Origin of the sequence: Streptomyces asoensis (genome assembly GCF_016860545.1) — a bacterium.
GTDB classification, from domain to species: Bacteria; Actinomycetota; Actinomycetes; order Streptomycetales; family Streptomycetaceae; genus Streptomyces; species Streptomyces asoensis.
Window position 1 is genome coordinate 940873 of the sequence record NZ_BNEB01000005.1, and the last position, 17801, is coordinate 958673.

The window sequence follows — 17801 nt, forward strand, 5'->3', positions numbered from 1 at the left end:
GGTCGGCGCCGGTTGGGCCGGCGGTGGACGGACCGGGAACGCATCCGGTCGGCCCTGCCCAGGGCGGGCTCCTCAGGCGGACGGCTCGTCGGGCACGGGGTCGTCGGACTGGCCGATGCCGGCGTGGGGGGCGCCCTGCGGGCCGGTGCCCGACTCGTCGGTGTCGGGGACGTCGGTGTCGGGGACGTCCGGGGTGTCCTCGGGGGCCCGGCCGGTCTGCCCGGTGCCCTGGACGTCCCAGGGGTCCTCGCCTTCGCCGGCCTGCTGGTCCGGCAGGTCGCGCGGGATCGGCGCGCCGTTCCCACCGGGGCCTTCGGAGTGCTGTGCGGCCACGAGGTCCTCCCATCACACCGCCGCGCCGCGCCGGACGCGGGCGACATCCCGGGCGCCGGTCGTCCGGGTGCGCTGGCGAGTACCTCGACGGTGATCGGCGAAACGTGCCCGCCCGGTCCGGGCGCAGGCGGGCGACGCCGGGGCCGGGGCGACACGGATTCGCGTCGGAGAGGGGGTCCGGTGGGGTGCCGCGGCGGGGCGCGGCGCGGGGCAGCGCCGTTCCGTGGATGTGGGGTCGGTGCCCGACCGGGTCACGGGGGCCTCGGTGCGGGGCCGGTCGCGGGGAGGCCGGCTCTCGGCCGGACCGGGAGGGTGGGGACGTGGGCGCGGGACCGGTGCGGGAGTCGGCGGTGGAGGGGTGACGCCGGTCCGGGGGTCAGCGGGGGGCGCGGTCCCGAAGGACGGTGCGCCAGGCGGGCGCCGGGCCCGCGGGCGCGGGCTCCGGACGTCGGCCGCCCCGGGCGAAGAAATCGGCGAGCGGGAGGATCGCCGCACCGACGGTGACCGCGTCGGGGCCCAGCCGGCCCAGCTCGACGGTGACCTTCTGCGCGGGATGGCGCAGCGCGTACGCGGTGGCGTGCCGGCGCACGGCGGGCAGGAAACGCGCACCGAGCTGGAGTCCGGCCCAGCCGCCGATGAGGATGCGCTCGGGCTGGAAGAGATTGATCAGGTCGGAGAGGCCCGCGCCCAGGTACTCGGCGGTCTCCTCCAGCACCTCGAGCGCCACGGGGTCGGCGTCCTGTTCCCCGGACGGGTAGGCGGCGCCCAGCATCGCCGTCAGCGCGGTCTCCTCGTCGGCGCCCCGCGGCGGCCGGCCGCCCTGCTCCCGCCAGCGTTCGAGCAGCGCCTCGGCGCCCGCGTACGCCTCCAGGCAGCCGAGCGCGCCGCAGCGGCAGCGCCGGCCGCGCACCCGGACCGTCAGGTGCCCCCACTCCACGGCCCGGCCGTGCTCCACCTCGGGGGTGACCAGACAGGCGCCGACGCCGGAGCCGAACAGGACGACGACCGCGTTGTGCGCGCCGCGTCCCCCGCCGAACCACATCTCCGCCTGGCCGAGGGTCTTCGCACCGTTGTCGATGAAGTACGGGACGGTCTGCGGGAGCGTGACCCCCTCGCGCAGGAGCGCCTCCAGCGGGACCGCGTCCCAGCCGATCGTCTGGCCGTGGACCACGGCGCCCTGCCCGGGGGTGTGCTCGACGATGCCGGGGACGCCGATCCCGACCCCGAGCAGGTCCTCGGGGGCGGTGCCCGTGGCCCGGAGCACCTCGGCGACGCCGTCCCGGATGTGCCCGACGATCCCGTCGACCTCGTACCGCGACTGCTCCAACGGCTTTTCCACCCGGGCCAGTTCGGTGAGGGTGAGGTCGAACAGCTCGATCCTCACCCGGGTCTCCCCCACGTCCACGCCGATCATGTGGCCGCTGGCGGGGACCACTTCCAGCAGGATGCGGGGGCGGCCGCCGTCGGAGTCGACGCTGCCGGCCTCCTCCACCAGCCCGTCGGCGATCAGATCGGCGACGACGTTGCTGACGGAACCGGAGCTCAGGCCGGTGGCCGGGCCGAGCTCGAAGCGGCTGAGGGGTCCGTCGAAGTAGAGCCGTTGCAGTACGGCCGTACGGTTGGCCCGCCTGAGGTCACGTACCGTGCGCCCGTTCCGCCCCGTCATGTCGCTCCCTTTCGCACCCTGCCCGACCTGCAACATACCCCTGCGGGCGGTCGGCCCGCGACATTCCTCCAACCCTTAGTTCACGATGTGAGCTAAGAGACGCCCTCCGCCTCGATCTCGCGCAGCGCCGCGAGGAGCTCCGGAGCGACCGTCTCGCCCAGCCAGCGGTCGTGTCCGGCACCGGACGCCCTCGGGACCGTCTCGGTGAGCATGATCAGGTAGAGGTAGGCGCGGTAGAGCGCCAGCCGCAGCCGGGCGGGCCGGTCGAAGTCGGCTGCGCCCCCGGCCGCACGGTAGCCCGCCAGGAACGCCTCGTCGGTGCGGATGTCGCCCAGCAGGGCGGTCGAGACGAAGTCCGCCAGGGGGTCGCCCCAGAACATGCGCTCGCCGTCGATCAGCCCTGCGATCCGGGCCCGCTCACCGGCGCCGTCGACCAGGATGTTGCCCGGCCACAGGTCGAAGTGGACGAGGGCGGCGACGGTGACCTCGTCGAGCGCGTCGTACGCGGTCCGGGCGACGGCGGCCACCTCGCCGACCGGGCGGGGCAGTACGGCGCCGTAGCGGCGGGCGTCGCCGAGTACCGCGTCGAACATCGCCGTGAAGGCGGTGCCCCAGTCGGGCGCGAGGGGTCCGAGGGCGCCGCCGGGGTAGCCGAAGCCCGGCCCGGTCACCCGGTGCAGCCGGGCGACCTGCTCCCCGAGGGACCGGCGCAGTCCGGCCCGGCCGGCGGCCGTTCCCGCTTCGTCCCAGGGGGCGCCGGGGACCACCGTCATCAGCAGCCACTCCTCGCCCAGGGCCACCACGCGGGGCGCCGGCACCCCGGCCTCTGCCGCGCCGCGGCAGAACTCCGCCTCGGCGCGCAGCAGTCCGCGCTCGTGACTGAGGCCCGGCGTCCCCGGCGCGACCTTGAGCACGTAGCCGTCGCCGTCCTTGAGGCGGAGCTCCTCGACGCTGTTGTAGGTACCGCCGCCGAGCGGGCTCACCCGGGCCAGCCGCCCGGGCGCGATGCCCGCCGTCCCCAGCACGGTCCGCGCCCGCTTCCAGGAGTCCGTCACCCCGCCCGCCCCTCCCCGGTCAGCCGGCCGTGCCCTCGTGTCCCGGTACAGGGTACGGAACGGCCCGACGGCGGCCCCGGGCGTCCGGGAGATCTCCCCGCGGCGCGGAAGGCCCCGAAAAGCCCGGAGGACACCGCGTGGTGATCACTAGGCTGGGCCGATGACCACCACGCCGACCGTGCTGTCCACCGCCCTGGACCCGACCTCGGATCCCGCGCTGCGTCCGCTGCCGTCGCAGGTGGCGTCGCTGCTGGACGAGGTCGGGGCGCCGCTCCGGCTGGTCGCTCATCTCCGGGCGGTGCACGACGTCGCGGCCCGCCTCATGGACTGGCTCGGCCCGCACTGTCCGGCGCTGACGGTGGACCGCGAGGCGGTGCTGTTCGGCGCGGCGACGCACGACATCGGCAAGACCCTCCACCCGGAGGAACTGTCCGGCCCCGGCTCCCGGCACGAGGAGGCGGGGCGCGCCCTGTTGCTGGCCCGCGGGGTGGGTCCCGCGTCGGCGCGGTTCGCCGGGACGCACGCCTCCTGGGACGCTCCGGACACGGCGGTGGAGGATCTGCTGGTGAGCCTGGCGGACAAGGTGTGGAAGAACAAGCGGGTGGCCGATCTGGAGGACCTGGTGGTGGCCGAGCTGTCCCGCGCGGGCGGACGGCCCGTCTGGCAGGAGTTCCTGGACCTGGACGCCTTCCTCACGGACCTCGGCGAGGAGGCACCCCTGCGGCTCGCCTGGCAGTCGGCGCACCCCGTCCACGGGTGAGCGTCCGTGCCCGCGCCCGCGTCGTGGGCCGGGACGGCGCCCGCCGCGCTCAGTTCGCGGGTGGGGTCCATCGGGGGTCGCGGCCGAGGAAGGCCAGCAGGGACGCCGCCGGGTCGTGCGCGTCCGGCGTCTCGCGGGCCGGGGCGAAGACCTTGAACGCGTCGCGCAGGTGGTCCACGAGCCGGTCCGCCGCCGGACGGATCCCCTCGGCCGTCGCCGCGGGCAGAGGGCGGTCCTGGCCGGTGGCCACGGCGATGTCCCAGGCGTGCACGGCCGCGTCCATCGCCGCGGCGCCCGCGGCGATGTCCAGGGGCAGCGGGCCCAGCGGCGTCGGCACCCGGTCCGCGTCGGCGGGCAGCCCGGCGTACGCCTCGGCCACCGCGTCGAGCACCTTCGACAGCTCGGCCGCCGGGTCGCCGTCGAAGGCGTCGGCCGGGTGGAACGGGTCGCTGCCGGGCCGCCCTCCGGTGAGGGCGAGGCCGTAGGCCTGCTGGTCGATGCGGGCGTGGTTGAGCACCTGCCGTGCCGTCCACCCCTCGCACGGCGTCGCGACCCCCCACTGCGCCTCGCCGACCGCCGCCACCACCTCGCGCAGGTACGCGTGCGCCCGGAGCAGCACCTCCGGCACCTCGGCGCCCCGCGTCCCGTCCGCCCCGTCCGTCCCGCCGGCCCCGTTCACCGCGTCCGCCATGGAACTGCCCCCTTCGTGTCGGGCACCCGGTGTCCTCCCCGGCTGCGAGACCCAATCTAGGCGGCCTTGCGGACAGCTACGGTCCTCGATCAGACCGGTCCCCGCGGTTACCGGCGGGTCGTGCGCCGCGAGGTGCCGGAGAAACGTTCGAGGTCACGCGGGAGGGGGAACTGGACTGACGATGCAAGAAGAAGTACGTGAACGTACGGCGCCCCTGGTGCGGCTCGTCCGGCGCCACCGCGAACCCGTCGTCGTCCAGGCCCTGCGGTCCGCCGCGGCGGCGACCGTCGCCTATGTCATCGCCCTGCGCCTGAGCCCCGAGGCCCTCCCCCTCACCGCGCCGCTGACCGCGCTGCTCGTCGTCCAGGTCACGCTGTACGCGACGCTCACCAACGGCGTGCGCCGGGTGAACGCGGTCGTGGCCGGTGTCCTCGTGGCCATCGCCTTCAGCCTTCTGGTGGGTCTGACCTGGTGGAGCCTCGCGCTGCTGATCCTGGCGGCCCTGGGGGTCGGCCATCTGGTGCGGGTCGACGAGTACGTCCCCGAGGTGGCGATCAGCGCCATGCTGGTGCTGGGGGTGACCACGGTCGGGGACACGGCGTGGGCGCGGGTGGTGGAGACGCTGATCGGCGCCTTCGTGGGGCTCGGCTGCAATCTGCTGCTGCCGCCCCCGGTGTGGGTGGAGGAGGCGGGCGAGTCGATCGAGGGGCTGGCCCGCAGACTGCGGCGGCTGATGCTGCGGATCGGCGAGGAGGCAGCCGGGCGCACACCGGTGGAGCAGGCTGCCGCCCGGCTGCACGAGGCGCGCCGGCTGGACCACGACATCGTCGAGGTGGACGCGGCGCTGCGCCAGGCGGAGGACAGCCTGCGGCTCAATCCCCGCGTGCGGGAGGGGCTGCTGCACCGGGTCGTCCTGCGCACCGGTCTGGACACGCTGGAGATCTGCACGGTGGTCCTGCGGGTGCTCGCCCGCACCTTCACCGACCTCGCCAAGGAGCGGGACCCGCAGCCGCTGTTCCCGCCCGAGACCGGCGAGACCGTGGAGCGGCTGCTGTCCGAGATCGCCGACGCGGTGGTCAGCTTCGCGGTGCTGGTCACCACGAGTGTCAGCCTCAACGCGGACGCCGCCGAGGCGCGGCTCAGCGCCGAACTGCGGCAGGCCGCGGCCACCCGGGACAAGCTGGCACAGCTGCTGCTGGAGCAGCTCCAGCACGACGCCCGTCAGTGGCAGCTGCACGGCGCCGTGCTGACCGAGGTCAACCGGATCATCGACGAACTGGACACCGAGCACCGCACCCGCCGCCTCCTGGAGGACCTGGACCGCGTCTCGGCGGAGCAGCGCGACCGCATGCCCCGGCTGACCCGGTTGCGTGAACGCCTGGGCGTGCAGGACCAGCTGTGGCGCAACCGCACGGGGTTCGGCGGCAGGCGTTCCTGAGGGACCGGCCACGCGGGACCGGCCCTTCGGGGGCGAGTCCGCCGGCCCCGGGGGCGAGCCCGCCCGCCCCGGAACCGCGCCGGGCGGCTTTTGCGTTCGGCGGCCCGTCCGGGTCAAGGTGGCTGTCACGGCGGTGGCGTACGACGACCTGAGGTGCGGGCATGGGCAGTGAGGCGGGAGCGGCGCGCCGGGGTTCTCCCCGGGCGGGGCGGGGCCGGGAGCCCGGCGGGAACGGGAGCAGGCGCCGGTTCGTCGGGATGCTCGGCGGTGCGGCCGCCGCGTCGGTGCTCGCCGGGTGCGGCGACGGCGGCACGGCGGACGGGGCGGACACCCGGCGGACGCCCCCGGCCGCGCCGTCCGGGAAGCCGTCGCCGTCGGCCTCCACGGGGGCGTCGGGCGGTTCCACCGGGCCGCGCCCTCTCTACCTGGGCACCTACACCTCGGCCGAGGGCGGCGGGAAGGGCATCGGCGTCGCCTCGTACGACCCCGCCTCGGGGCGGATCACCGGGCGGGGCACCATCACCGGCGTCCCGGACCCCTCGTATCTCGCGGTGCACCCGGACGGCGCGACGCTGTACGCGGCGAACGAGCGCGAGCGGGGCTCCGTGACCGCCGTCCGGCTCTCCGACGGAAAGGTGCTGGGCAGCCGGCCGACGGGGGGCGCCCACACCTGTCATGTGTCGGTCCATCCGGGCGGCAAGTGGCTGCTGAGCGCCGACTACGGCTCGGGCAGCGTGGCCGTGCACCCGATCGACGGGTCGGGGGCGCTCGGCGAGCGCACCGACAGCGTGACGCACCGCCGTCCGGCACCCCGTGCGGGACAGCAGGGGCCGCACGCGCACCAGATCGTCACCTCCGCGGACGGCGGTCATGTCCTCGCCGTCGACTTCGGCACGGACACCGTGTACTCGTACCGGCTGGACGACAGGGCCGGGACGCTCACGGAGGTCGCGCAGGCGCACACCCGGGCGGGCGCGGGACCCCGGCATCTCGCCTTCCACCCCGGCGGCCGGTACGCCTACCTGGCCGACGAGGCCGACGACACGATCGTGGTCTGCGGCTACGAGCCGTCGAGCGGCGAGCTGACGATCGGGCGGCCGCAGTCCACCGGGGCGAAGGCGGCCACCAACTACCCGGCGCAGCCGGTCGTCACGCCGGACGGTGCGTACGTCTTCCTCGCCAACCGCGGCGACAACACACTGGCGCGGTACGCGGTGGAGGCGGACGGGGCCCGGCTCCGGCTGCTCGGCACGGTGCCGGTGGAGGGCGACTTCCCGCGGCAGATCGCCCTGTCCCCGGACGGCGCCCTGCTGTTCGCCGCCAATCAGCGCTCCGGGACGGTCACCGTCTTCCGGGTCGACGGCGCGAGCGGTGCGCTGCGTCGCGCGGGCGAGCCGTACGCGTCACCCGTCGCCGTCTGTGCGCTGCCGCTGTAGGGCGCGCGGGCAGGCCGCGGCCGCCGCCTGGGTGAGCAGGACGTGCATGCGCTCGGTGAGCTGCCCGACGTCGTCGGCGGGGGCGTGGAAGGCGAGGCGTACGTCGCCGTGGGCGCGGGCACGCTCGACGCGCAGCGTCAGTCCGTGCCGGTCGACGGCGAGCGGCTGGACGCGGACGGCTCCGTGGAGGCTGTCCGGTCGCACCAGCCGGGTCAGCCGCTCCACCGCGTCGGGGTGGGCGTCGGCGAGATGCGTGAGCAGGTGCGCCTCGGCCGTGGCGAGCGGGTCGGGCGCGGCCGCGGCGAACTCGTCGAGGGCGACGACGACCGCTCCGGCGGGTTCCCTGAGGACCACGCGGGTGGTGTGGAAGGCGAGGTGGCCGTCCTCGGGGGTGAACCAGCCGGCGAGCCAGAGCCTGGCGCGGATCCGGGTGCGCACGGGGACCGGTGCGACGTCGGCGAACTCCAGCACGGCGGACGGCTCACCGCGCGGCGCGCAGATCGCCGCCGTGAGCAGCGCACTGTCGTCGGGCACGTGCAGGATCACCCGGCCGTCCTCGTCGACGGTGTGCGCCCCGACGAACTCCTCGCGCCCGCCGTCCGCGGTCACCGCGCAGGACCACGAGGCCGCGAGTACCGAACGGGCCCGCTCCGCGGCGGCGGGCACGGCAGCCCAGCTCTGGCTGTCACCCATCCTGGAACCTCCTTAGGTAAGCCTTGCCTAACCTATCGGAGATCGGGGACCGCGCCAACCACCGGGGCGCACCCGTCGCGTCCGGGCACCGGCCGCGTCCGCGAGGAGCGTCGCGCGAGCGCGCGGTTCACCCCGCCGGGGCGATGACCCCGAGCAGGGCCCTGGCGCACAACTCCCGCACCTGGTCGCGCGAGAGGTCAGAGCCGCGCAGCCACTCCAGGCAGACCGCCGTGGTGAACGCCAGCCAGCCGCGCACGGCGAGCCGCATGTCGGGGCGCCCTTCGAGGACCGCGCCGAATTCGGGGTCGGCACCGAGGGCCGCCAGCATCTGCTGCTCCTGCGCCGCGAGAGCGCGCCGGTAGACCTTGCGGACGGCCTGGTCGCCGGCGGCGTCCGCGCGGTGGAAGGCGCGGTAGCCGTGGGCGTGGGTCTCCACGTACTCCAGATAGGTGTCGAGACCGGACACGAGCTGTTCGCGGACCGGGACGCCGGGGACGGCCGCCGTCATCCGCAGCATCCGCTCGCTCTCGCGCTCGACGACCGCCGCGAAGAACTCCCGCTTGGTGGGGAAGTAGTGGTAGAGCAGCCCGCGGGAGACCCCGGCGATCTCGGCGACCTGCTCGATCCACACGTCGTCGTACGGACTCTCCGAGAAGAGCCGCGCGCCGACCGACAGGAGCTGCTCCCTGCGCTCCTGCGTACTGAGTCGGCGCCGGGTGCGCTCCCCCTGCTTCGCGGCCATGCCCGCACCTTACTTGACGCCGGTTCAACAACGGCACCAGACTGAGGCGCGCTATTGAACCCACGTACAACATGCTCGACCTGCCGCTGCATCGAGGGAGATCGCGTCATGGCGGAGACGACGGAGCCGACGGGGACCACGGGGACCGCGGGGACCGCGGGGGCGATACGGCCGCCGGGACCGGAAGGCGGCCCGGTGACCAGCGGCACGGCGCCCGGCGCGGCGGGCGGTCCGACGGCGGCGGACGGCCCGGCCCCTTCGGCGGGACGGGCCCCGGCCGACGCCCTGCCGAAGGGCTTCCGCAGCGCGGAGCTCGGCTGGCCCGAGCTGAAGCGCATCCCGCACCCTCCGTACCGCATCCCGCTGCTCGGCGACCTCCTGGGCGCGAGCCGCCGCACGCCGCTCCAGGACTCCCTGCGCTACGCGGCCGAGCTGGGGCCGATCTTCCGGCGCAAGGTGTTCGGCCGGGAGTTCGTCTTCGTCGGGGGCGCCGCACTGGCCGCCGACCTGGCGGACGAGACCCGGTTCGCCAAGCACGTGGGGCTCGGCATCGCCAACCTGCGGCCGGTCGTCGGGGACGCCCTGTTCACGGCGTACAACCACGAGCCGAACTGGCAGCTGGCGCACGACGTCCTGGCCCCCGGGTTCAGCCGGGAGGCCATGGCGGCCTACCACCCGATGATGCTGGACGTGGCGCGGCGGCTCACCGGGCACTGGGACCGGGAGCTGGCCGCCGGGCGGGCCGTCGACGTCCCCGGCGACATGACCAAGCTGACCCTGGAGACGATCGCGCGCACCGGCTTCGGACACGACTTCGGATCCTTCGAACGGACCCGGCCGCACCCCTTCGTGACCGCCATGGTCGGCACCCTGACCTACGCGCAGCGCCTCAACACCGTCCCCTCCCCCGCCCTGCTGCGACGGGCCTCGCGCCGCAACGAGGCCGACATCGCCCACCTCGACCACACCGTCGACGAGCTGGTCCGGGCGCGCCGCGCGAACGGCGGGGGCGACGGCGACCTGCTCGACCGGATGCTCGACACCGCCCACCCGGTCACGGGCGAACGGCTGTCGGCGCAGAACGTGCGGCGCCAGGTCGTCACCTTCCTGGTCGCCGGGCACGAGACCACCTCGGGCGCGCTCTCCTTCGCCCTGCACTACCTCGCGCGCGACCCCCGGGTCGCGGCCCGCGCCCGCGCCGAGGTGGACCGGGTCTGGGGCGACACGGCGATGCCGGGGTACGAGCAGGTCGCGAAGCTGCGCTACGTCCGCCGGGTCCTCGACGAGGCGCTGCGGCTGTGGCCGACGGCGCCCGCGTTCGCGCGCGAGGCGCGGGCGGACACCGTGCTGGGCGGCGAACACCCGATGCGGCGGGGCGGCTGGGCGCTGGTCCTGACGGCCATGCTGCACCGGGACCCGGGGACCTGGGGGCCGGACCCCGAGCGGTTCGACCCGGACCGCTTCGACGCGGCCGCCGTCCGCGCGCGTGCCCCGCACACCTACAAGCCGTTCGGCACCGGTGCGCGGGCCTGCATCGGACGGCAGTTCGCGCTGCACGAGGCCACGCTGGTGCTCGGGCTGCTGCTGCGCCGCTACGAGCTGCGGCCGGACCCGGCGTACCGGCTGCGCGTCACGGAGCGGCTGACGCTCATGCCGGAAGGGCTCCGCCTGCACCTGGAACGCCGTCGGACGCCCGTCGGCGGCGCGCCGCTCGGCGAGGAACGGACCGGCGAGCGGCGGATCGGCGAGGGGCCGGTCGAGGCGGTCGGCGAGGAACCCACCGCCTCGTCCTCAGAGCCGCGCTGCCCAGTGCGCCGGTCGGGAGACTGACCCCGGCAGCCGGGTGCCCGCGTTCCCCCTGGCCGCGTTCAGCTGCGGCTGGGTGAGGAAGAACGCGCCGGTCAGATCGGCGTCGGCGAGTGCGGTGCCGCGCAGGTCGGCGCCGATGAGGTCCGCCCCGCGCAGGTCCGCGCCGGTGAGGTCGGCGGCGATCAGACAGGCGCCGCGCAGGTTCGCGCCCCGCAGGTCCGCGCGCCGCAGTCGGGCGCCCATCAGATCGGCGCCCCGGCGTTCCTTCCCCCGCCCGCCGGCACCGGCGCGGACCAGTTCGCTGGTCCTGAGCAGCAGCACGTTGACGTCCCCGCGGTGGGCCGGTACGTCGAGGGCGGTCAGTCCGGCCGGGGACAGCAGGGTGAGCTCCTCGGTCCTGGCCAGCGCCCGGCGCAGGTCCCCGTGGACCGGGCGGGCGGCGGGCAGGCCCAGCGCCTCGCGGAGGTACCACAGGAGTTCGTGCAACTGCCGTACGACGGGGAACACCTCGGACATCAGGCGGGCGTCCTCGGGCGGCCCGTGCCGCGGGTCCCGGCCGCCGAAGGTGACCTGCGAGACCTTCTGCCCGGCGCCGAAGCAGTCGTAGACCGTGCAGCCGGTGAAGCCGGACTGCCGCAGACGCGCGTGGATGCCGCAGCGGTGGTCCTCGCCGAGGTTGGGGCACGGCCGGCCCGCCGGCTTGTCGATCGCGAAGTCGGCCGAGCGGGCGAAGGGCAGGGCCACGCAGCACAGGCCGAAGCAGTTCCCGCAGTCGCCGCGCAGGCCGGTGTGTTCGGCCGTCTCGTCTCGCATGGGCACCAGCCTACTGACCCGTACGGCTAGCGGCTGAACAGCTCGAACGCCACGGCAGGCCGGCCGCCGAACCGCTCGCCGACCGACTTCGCCACCCCGGTCAGGAAGTTGCGCACGTACGCCTCCGGCTCCTCGTCGGTCAGCGCCTCGATGTAGGCGCGGTGTTCGAGCAGCGACCCCACCGCCCGCTCCAGGCCCGCCGAGGCGTCCACGGCGTGGGTGGGCGTCGCGGAGCCGGCCACGGCGACCCAGCGCACGCCGTTCCAGGGCTGGAGGCCCTGCGCCGAGAGTTCCGGGAAGATCCAGCGGTTGCCGGCGTCCCCGGCCGCGTCGAGGGTGGCGCGGCCGACCGCCACGTGGTCGGGGGTGTTCCAGGCGACCCCGCCCCAGGTGTCCCGGTGGTTCAGGGTGATCACGAGTTCGGGGCGGTGCCTGCGGATCGCGGCGGCGATGTCGCGGCGCAGGGCGGGACCGTACTCGACGACACCGTCCCGGTGGTCGAGGAACTCGACCACCGGGACACCCACCACGGCGGCACTGGCCCGCTGCTCCCGCTCGCGCAGCGGCCCGCACTCGTCGGGCGCGACGGTGTCGATGCCCGCCTCGCCGCGGGTCGCGAGCACATAGGCGACCTCGCGGCCCGCGTCGGTCCAGGCGGCCACCGCCGCGGAGCATCCGTACTCGAGGTCGTCCGGGTGCGCCACCACGGCCAGGGCGCGCTGCCAGTCCTCGGGCATGGGCTGGAGCTGGGGGTTCGTCGGCTCGGTCATGTCAGCAGACTAGCCGGGAGCGGTGACGGCGCCGTCACACCTCGTCACGGGCGAGCGCGAGCAGCCGGTCCAGGACGCGGGGGCCGCCCGCCCGGACGCCGTCGTGTTCGAACTCGTCGGTGACCCAGGTGCGCAGACCGCGTACGGCGCGGGCCGTTTGCAGGGAGTGCGCGGTGTCGACGTACAGGTCGTCGTGGTAGATCGCGGCGGCGACGGGCACCTCGTTGGCGGCGAGGCGGGCGGGGTCGTACAGCCGCGGCCAGTCGGTGTGGGAGGCGACGAGTTCCGCGGTCTCGCGCAGCGGGCGCAGCGCGGGGTCGGTGTCGAACATCCAGGGATGGATCGTTTCGCCGGTGAAGAGCAGCGGCCCGTCGCCGGTCAGCGTCTTGGCGGCGTCGAACTGCGGGAACTCGGCGCGCACCCGCTCGGCCGCCCAGGCCGTGGGGCGGCCGTCCTGGCCGTAGATCGCCTCGTGGACCAGGGCGTACAGGGGGTGTCCCGCGAAGGACAGCAGTCCCTGGATCTCCTCCTGGAAGGCGTCCGACAGGGCCGGGCCCTGCGGGGTGGGGACGAAGGCCTCCTCGAGGAGGTGGTGCAGCCGGTGGCTGCCCTCGCCGCCGCCGAGGAGGATGCCGAGCGTCTGGAAGGCCTCCACGGTGAGGCGGTGGCCGTTGGGCAGGGTCACCTCGTGGTGGAGGAGGTGGTCGGCGATGCGGCGGGCGCGTTCGACGTCCTGCGGGTAGCGCGCGTAGTGCGCGGCGACCTTGCGCTCCATGCGCGGGTAGGCGGCGCGGTAGACGTCGTCGGCGTGCGCGTCGAGGGCGGGCAGACCACCGGTGATCAGGGCCGCGGTGAGGCCCTCGGGGGCGCTGGAGAGGTACGCGACCGTGCAGAACCCGCCGAAGCTCTGGCCGAGGACGGTCCAGGGGGCGCCGCCGGTGACCTCGCCGCGGATCAGCTCGCAGTCGCGGACGATGGAGTCGGCGCGGAAGTGCGCCAGGTAGCGGGCCTGTTCGGCGGGGCCGCCGCGCAGCGGGAGCGTCTGGCGGTTGGCCGGGGTCGAGTGTCCGGTGCCCCGCTGGTCGAGGAGGAGGACGCGGAACTCCTCCAGCGCGCGCCCCAGCCAGGCCGGCCTGCCGATGAACCGGTTGGCGCCGAAGCCGGGGCCGCCCTGGAGGTAGAGCAGCCAGGGCAGGTCCTGGTCGGCCTTCTCGCTCGCGACGACCTCGCGGGCGTAGACGCCGATCGTCTCCCCGCCGGGGTCGGCGTGGTCGAGCGGCACGGTGAAGCGGCGGTCGGTGAGGACGACGCCGGGCTGGCGGTAGCTGAGGGACAACGAAGGCTCCCGGGACGATCGGTGTACGGACCGCGTCCCAGTTCAGCACATGTCCGGGCGGCGCAGGAGGCCGGGGGATCATGAACGGCTACTGAACGGGCGCTCAGCAGGGCGGCGGACCCGCGAGCGGCTCGTACTGAACCCCCGGTCAGCGCGCCGAGAGGCTGGAGCGGCGCACCACCAGCTCCGGCTGGAGCACCACCCGCCGGTGCTCGTGCCGCGCGGCCCCCGCGCCGCCCTCCTCGGTCTCCTCCAGCAGCATCCCGGCGGCCAGGGCGCCCATGGTGACCGCGGGCTGGCGCACCGAGGTGAGGGGGACGGCCGCGGCGGCCGCGAACTCGATGTCGTCGTACCCGACGATGGCGAGGTCCTCGGGGACGTTGACGCCCGCCGCGTACATGGCCTGGAGCACGCCGAGGGCGAGCAGGTCGTTGGCGCAGAACACGGCGGTCGGACGCTCCGCCAGGCCGAGCAGGCGGGCCCCCGCGTCCCGCCCCGCGGCCACGTCGAGCCGCTCGGTGGGCAGCTCGCGCAGGTTCCGCGGGCCGAGGCCCGCCTCGGCGAGCGCGTTGAGGGCTCCGGTGCGGCGGTCGCGGACCTGGGTGAACCCGGGCGGGCCGCTCACGTAGGCGATCGAGCGGTGTCCGGCGTCGACCAGGTGCCGTACGGCGAGCTCGCCGCCCGCCACGTCGTCCACGGAGACCGAGCACTCGGTGGTGCCCTCGGAGACCCGGTCGACGAGGACGAAGGGGATGCCGTGCCGGCGGAAGGAGGCGATGTTGCGGCCGGTCGCGTCGGCCGGGGTGAGCAGGACGCCCCGCACCCGCTGCTCGGCGAAGAGCGACAGGTACTCGGCTTCCTCGCCGGCGCTCTCGGCGCTGTTGCAGACCATCACACCGAGGCCGGCGTCGCGGGCGGCCCGCTCGGCGCCTCGGGCGACGTCCACGAAGAAGGGGTTGCCCATGTCCAGGACGAGCAGCCCCATGATGCGGCTGCGCCCCGCGCGCAGCTGGCGGGCGGACTCGCTGCGCACGTAGCCGAGCCGGTCTATCGCCGACAGCACGCGCGCCCGGGTCTCGGTGGCGACGGTGTCGGGGCGGTTGATGACGTTGGAGACCGTACCGACGGAGACTCCGGCGGCACGGGCGACGTCCTTGATTCCCACCGGCTGGGCCATCAGGCGGGGACCTCCAGGTGAACGGGGTACGGCGGGACGGCCTTCACATTACCGTCACCCCGCCGCACCCCTGTCCGGGTACGGGTACGGGTCATGCGGGCAGTGCGAAGTCCACGACCCGGAGCGCCGAGGGGGTCGTCCCGCTCGACTTCTCCTGGTACATGAACGACAGGGTGTTGTCGGCCTTGACGCGCAGTTCGTCGATCACGACCTCGCCGAAGGCGTTGAGGCCGCTGCCGTCGAAGAGCACCGTCCAGTCGGTGTACCCGGAGGCCTTCGAGGCACCGGCGATCCGGCCGAAGGGGAAGATCGCGTAGGCGTTGTCGTACTTGTCCAGGACCAGCTTGGTGCGCTGGCTGGAGCCGAGGACGACGGGGATCTCCGTCTTCTGCCAGCTCCCGGAGGAGTTCTTGCGCAGGTGGAAGGCGCGGCCGTTGGCGGTGCGGTCGGCGACGTAGCCGGTGGTGCACTGGCCGAAGCGGCCGGGGACGTAGCTGATGATCGCGTGCGGCAGGCCGGCGGAGTCGGTGGCCTGGCTCTCCTGGTTCATCAGGGAGTGGTCGGGGTTGAGCGCGTCCACGACGAGTCCGGCGTCGGTGACGGCGACGGTGTCGGAGCTGCCGGTGGTGCCGACGACGGTGCCCGCGTTGTTGCGCCAGGTGCGGCCGCGGTCGGTGGAGTACACGTAGCCGGTGTCGTGGTTGGTGATGCCGCCGCCGGAGCACATCACCGCGCTGTTCTGCTCGCGCCAGGTGAAGAACGAGTGCAGTCGGCCGTCGACGCCGTAGTCGATGCCGTGCAGGTACATGTTGCGGGCGGTCGAGGAGCCGTGCTCGCTGGTGTAGGTGCCGGTGGAGGCGGACCACTCCCCCAGGTTCGTCCACGTCGAACCGTCGTACTCGGCCAGGGCGTTGCGGCCGTTGCCGGAGATGCCGGCCCGGTAGCTGAGCTGGAGTCGGCCCTCGGGGGTGGCGACGAACTGCGGGTAGGTGAACTGCGTGGTGAGGGCGAGACCGTCGAGGGTGGTCTGCACGGCGCCGAAGACGGACGAGGTCCAGGAGGTGGTCGCCGGGTTGTCGAGGAGTCCGGCGGCCGACTTGACGTAGAAGAAGCCGTCGCTGTGGGAGTCCATGTTGAGGTGGAGGCGGCCGTCGGTCCTCGACACGCCCATGGAGATGACGTTGTGCGAGTCGCTGGTCTTGAGCTGGTGGGTGAGGGTGACGGTGGACCAGGTGGTGCCGCCGAGGACGCGCCGGGCGACGACCGCGTTCCTGGTGGAGGTGTACCAGGCGGCGTACTGGTAGCCCTTGTAGGTCAGCAGGCCGTTCTTCTGGAACGAGTTGTTGTTGACCAGGCCGTCGTAGGACACGAAGAACACGGCGGTGGCGTCGAGTTGCGTGGTGGCCTTCCTTGTGACCGAGGGGCCGGGGTCGGCGGCGCGGGCGGGGCCGGCGGCGAGGACGGGGGACGCCGCGGCGCTCAGCAGAGCGCCGGCCAGCAGGGTGCGTCGTCTCATCTCGGAGGACTCCATCGTCTGCGGGAGCGGGGAACGAAAGGGAGCGCGGGGCACGGTCGGAGCGGGGAACGACGGGGGCGGTGCGGGGGGTCAGGCGAGGTGGAACACCTCGGTGAGGGGCTTCATCGCCTCGTCGGGACGGGCCCCGTCGAGGGATTCGAAGAAGGGGGCCATCTCCGCCTGCCAGCGGGCGTTGACGCCGGTGGCCTCCATCCCGGCCTGGGCTGCGGCGAAGTCCTCGGTCTCCAGGTAGCCGACGAGCAGGCCGTCGTCTCTCAGGAAGAGCGAGTAGTTGTGCCAGCCGGTGGCCGAGAGAGCCTGGAGCATCTCCGGCCACACGGCGGCGTGGCGTTCGCGGTACTCGGCGAGCCGGTCCTGGCGGACCTTGAGCAGGAAACAGACGCGCTGCATGAAGTACCGCTCCTTCGTGGGGGGGGTGAAGCGACCGTCGGGGCGACCGGCGGCTAGAAGTTGAACTGGTCGATGTTCTTGGCGTCGAACACGGTCGGCTTGCCGAGGCTGATCACGCCGTCCTTGCCGATGGTGTAGGTGGTGGTGCCGGCCTTGAAGGTCTCGCCCTCCTTGCCGGTGATCTGGCCCGAGACGAGGGCGACGGCCGTCTGGGCGGCCAGCGCGCCGAGCTTCGCGGGGTCCCACAGCTCGAAGGCGTCGACGGTGCCGTTCTTGACGTAGGTGCGCATGTCGTTGGGGGTGCCGAGGCCGGTCAGCTTGACCTTGCCCTTGTACTTGGAGCCCGACAGGTACTGGGCGGCGGCCTTGATGCCGACGGTGGTCGGGGAGATGATCCCCTTGAGGTTCGGGTACTGCTGGAGCAGGCCCTGGGTCTGCTGGAAGGACTGCTGGGCGTCGTCGTTGCCGTAGGCCACCTTGACGAGCTTGACGTCCTTGTACTTGGCGTCCTTCAGCTCGTCCTTCATGAAGTCGATCCAGGTGTTCTGGTTCGTCGCCGTCTGCGCGGCCGACAGGATCGCGATCTCGCCCTTGTAGCCGATCTGTTCGGCGAGCAGCTGGACCTCGGTGCGGCCGAGGTCCTCGGCGGAGGCCTGCGAGACGAAGGCGTTGCGGCACTCGGGGTTGGTGTCCGAGTCGTAGGTGACGACCTTGATCTTGTTGCTCATGGCCTGCTTGAGCGCGGTGCACAGGGCGCCCGGGTCCTGGGCGGAGACGGCCATCGCGTCGACCTGCTGCTGGGTGAGCGTGTTGACGTAGCTGACCTGGCTGGAGGTGTCGGTGGCGCTGGAGGGGCCGACCTCCTTGTAGCTGGAGCCCAGGTCCTTCAGGGCCGCCTCGCCGCCCTTGTCGGCGGAGGTGAAGTAGGGGTTGTTGACCTGCTTGGGCAGGAAGCCGACGGTCAGGCCCTTCTTGGTGGCCGCGTTCGGGTCGGCCTTGCCGGCGGAGGCGGCGGCGCCGGTGCTCTCGTTCTTCACGTCCTCCTTGGTCGTGCCGCCGCAGGCGGTGGCGGCGAGCGCGAGGGAGGAGACGGCGGCCAGGGCCGCGCAGGCACGACGGAGGGATGACTTGCGCATCACGGGGTTCCTTTACGAG

General features: G+C 74.0%; 16 protein-coding genes and 1 pseudogene. 4 read left to right on the plus strand and 13 right to left on the minus strand.

What is annotated here, in order from left to right; all coding sequences use genetic code 11:
• Window positions 1–72: 72 nt before the first annotated feature.
• The 3 genes from Saso_RS39120 to Saso_RS27195 form a co-directional block, all read right to left on the minus strand.
• Window positions 73–333 carry a hypothetical protein gene (locus Saso_RS39120; RefSeq protein ID WP_189924453.1) on the minus strand — a complete coding sequence of 87 codons (261 nt, stop codon included), beginning with the start codon at window positions 331–333 and terminating at the stop codon, window positions 73–75.
• A 376-nt stretch (window positions 334–709) separates the two neighbouring features.
• Window positions 710–1999, minus strand: coding sequence for an ROK family transcriptional regulator (locus Saso_RS27190; protein ID WP_189924451.1), 1290 nt, complete (start codon window positions 1997–1999; stop codon window positions 710–712).
• A gap of 92 nt (window positions 2000–2091) precedes the next feature.
• The gene (locus Saso_RS27195; RefSeq protein ID WP_189924449.1) at window positions 2092–3054 is read right to left on the minus strand and encodes a phosphotransferase family protein; all 963 of its coding nucleotides are present in this window, start codon (window positions 3052–3054) and stop codon (window positions 2092–2094) included.
• Between the two features lie 160 nt (window positions 3055–3214).
• On the opposite strand from Saso_RS27195, the gene Saso_RS27200 reads away from it, so the two are divergent.
• Window positions 3215–3814: an HD domain-containing protein gene (locus Saso_RS27200; RefSeq protein ID WP_189924447.1), complete on the plus strand. Its 600-nt coding sequence runs from the start codon at window positions 3215–3217 to the stop codon at window positions 3812–3814.
• Window positions 3815–3863: 49 nt separating this feature from the next.
• Here the strand turns inward: Saso_RS27200 and Saso_RS27205 are convergent, their stop codons facing one another.
• On the minus strand, window positions 3864–4505 hold the full coding sequence (locus Saso_RS27205) for a TIGR03086 family metal-binding protein (RefSeq protein WP_189924445.1): 642 nt from the start codon (window positions 4503–4505) through the stop codon (window positions 3864–3866).
• Window positions 4506–4686: 181 nt separating this feature from the next.
• Here Saso_RS27205 and Saso_RS27210 point away from each other — a divergent pair, with 181 nt between their 5' ends.
• Both Saso_RS27210 and Saso_RS27215 read left to right on the plus strand, forming a co-directional pair.
• On the plus strand, window positions 4687–5943 hold the full coding sequence (locus Saso_RS27210) for an FUSC family protein (protein ID WP_189924443.1): 1257 nt from the start codon (window positions 4687–4689) through the stop codon (window positions 5941–5943).
• Window positions 5944–6200: 257 nt separating this feature from the next.
• Window positions 6201–7379 (plus strand): lactonase family protein, encoded by a 1179-nt coding sequence (locus Saso_RS27215; protein ID WP_189924627.1) that lies wholly within the window; start codon window positions 6201–6203, stop codon window positions 7377–7379.
• Here the strand turns inward: Saso_RS27215 and Saso_RS27220 are convergent.
• Complete coding sequence (locus Saso_RS27220; protein WP_189924441.1) at window positions 7347–8072, minus strand: DUF2470 domain-containing protein; 726 nt, start codon at window positions 8070–8072, stop codon at window positions 7347–7349. The genes Saso_RS27215 and Saso_RS27220 overlap by 33 nt on opposite strands.
• 127 nt (window positions 8073–8199) lie before the next feature.
• Window positions 8200–8814: a TetR/AcrR family transcriptional regulator gene (locus Saso_RS27225; RefSeq protein WP_189924439.1), complete on the minus strand. Its 615-nt coding sequence runs from the start codon at window positions 8812–8814 to the stop codon at window positions 8200–8202.
• Window positions 8815–8922: 108 nt separating this feature from the next.
• Here Saso_RS27225 and Saso_RS27230 point away from each other — a divergent pair, with 108 nt between their 5' ends.
• Entirely contained in the window at window positions 8923–10644 is a 1722-nt protein-coding gene (locus Saso_RS27230; protein ID WP_229901379.1) for a cytochrome P450, read from the plus strand.
• Here Saso_RS27230 and Saso_RS39125 read toward each other — a convergent pair.
• The 7 genes and pseudogenes from Saso_RS39125 to rhaS all read right to left on the minus strand — a co-directional run.
• Window positions 10606–10884, minus strand: a pseudogene (locus Saso_RS39125) (pentapeptide repeat-containing protein); the annotation flags it as partial. The gene Saso_RS27230 and the pseudogene Saso_RS39125 overlap by 39 nt on opposite strands.
• 578 nt (window positions 10885–11462) lie before the next feature.
• Window positions 11463–12206: a PIG-L deacetylase family protein gene (locus Saso_RS27240; RefSeq protein WP_189924436.1), complete on the minus strand. Its 744-nt coding sequence runs from the start codon at window positions 12204–12206 to the stop codon at window positions 11463–11465.
• A 34-nt stretch (window positions 12207–12240) separates the two neighbouring features.
• Window positions 12241–13542, minus strand: a complete 1302-nt coding sequence (locus Saso_RS27245; protein WP_189924434.1) for an alpha/beta fold hydrolase — start codon at window positions 13540–13542, stop codon at window positions 12241–12243.
• A 148-nt stretch (window positions 13543–13690) separates the two neighbouring features.
• The gene (locus tag Saso_RS27250) at window positions 13691–14719 is read right to left on the minus strand and encodes a LacI family DNA-binding transcriptional regulator (protein WP_189924432.1); all 1029 of its coding nucleotides are present in this window, start codon (window positions 14717–14719) and stop codon (window positions 13691–13693) included.
• A 91-nt stretch (window positions 14720–14810) separates the two neighbouring features.
• Window positions 14811–16235 (minus strand): BNR repeat-containing protein, encoded by a 1425-nt coding sequence (locus Saso_RS27255; protein ID WP_189924430.1) that lies wholly within the window; start codon window positions 16233–16235, stop codon window positions 14811–14813.
• A 90-nt stretch (window positions 16236–16325) separates the two neighbouring features.
• Complete coding sequence (locus Saso_RS27260; RefSeq protein ID WP_189924428.1) at window positions 16326–16646, minus strand: L-rhamnose mutarotase; 321 nt, start codon at window positions 16644–16646, stop codon at window positions 16326–16328.
• Between the two features lie 53 nt (window positions 16647–16699).
• Window positions 16700–17782 carry a rhamnose ABC transporter substrate-binding protein gene (gene rhaS / locus Saso_RS27265; protein WP_189924426.1) on the minus strand — a complete coding sequence of 361 codons (1083 nt, stop codon included), beginning with the start codon at window positions 17780–17782 and terminating at the stop codon, window positions 16700–16702.
• Between the last annotated feature and the right edge of the window lie 19 nt (window positions 17783–17801).

What these genes read in the sequence shown, in the direction of transcription:
- Saso_RS27190 (WP_189924451.1), bottom strand. Translation starts at nt 1,999, where the DNA reads ATGACGGGGCGGAACGGGCGCACGGTACGTGACCTCAGGCGGGCCAAC.
- Saso_RS27200 (WP_189924447.1), top strand. Translation starts at nt 3,215, where the DNA reads ATGACCACCACGCCGACCGTGCTGTCCACCGCCCTGGACCCGACCTCG.
- Saso_RS27205 (WP_189924445.1), bottom strand. Translation starts at nt 4,505, where the DNA reads ATGGCGGACGCGGTGAACGGGGCCGGCGGGACGGACGGGGCGGACGGG.
- Saso_RS27210 (WP_189924443.1), top strand. Translation starts at nt 4,687, where the DNA reads ATGCAAGAAGAAGTACGTGAACGTACGGCGCCCCTGGTGCGGCTCGTC.
- Saso_RS27215 (WP_189924627.1), top strand. Translation starts at nt 6,201, where the DNA reads ATGCTCGGCGGTGCGGCCGCCGCGTCGGTGCTCGCCGGGTGCGGCGAC.
- Saso_RS27220 (WP_189924441.1), bottom strand. Translation starts at nt 8,072, where the DNA reads ATGGGTGACAGCCAGAGCTGGGCTGCCGTGCCCGCCGCCGCGGAGCGG.
- Saso_RS27225 (WP_189924439.1), bottom strand. Translation starts at nt 8,814, where the DNA reads ATGGCCGCGAAGCAGGGGGAGCGCACCCGGCGCCGACTCAGTACGCAG.
- Saso_RS27230 (WP_229901379.1), top strand. Translation starts at nt 8,923, where the DNA reads ATGGCGGAGACGACGGAGCCGACGGGGACCACGGGGACCGCGGGGACC.
- Saso_RS27240 (WP_189924436.1), bottom strand. Translation starts at nt 12,206, where the DNA reads ATGACCGAGCCGACGAACCCCCAGCTCCAGCCCATGCCCGAGGACTGG.
- Saso_RS27250 (WP_189924432.1), bottom strand. Translation starts at nt 14,719, where the DNA reads ATGGCCCAGCCGGTGGGAATCAAGGACGTCGCCCGTGCCGCCGGAGTC.
- Saso_RS27255 (WP_189924430.1), bottom strand. Translation starts at nt 16,235, where the DNA reads ATGAGACGACGCACCCTGCTGGCCGGCGCTCTGCTGAGCGCCGCGGCG.
- Saso_RS27260 (WP_189924428.1), bottom strand. Translation starts at nt 16,646, where the DNA reads ATGCAGCGCGTCTGTTTCCTGCTCAAGGTCCGCCAGGACCGGCTCGCC.
- rhaS (WP_189924426.1), bottom strand. Translation starts at nt 17,782, where the DNA reads ATGCGCAAGTCATCCCTCCGTCGTGCCTGCGCGGCCCTGGCCGCCGTC.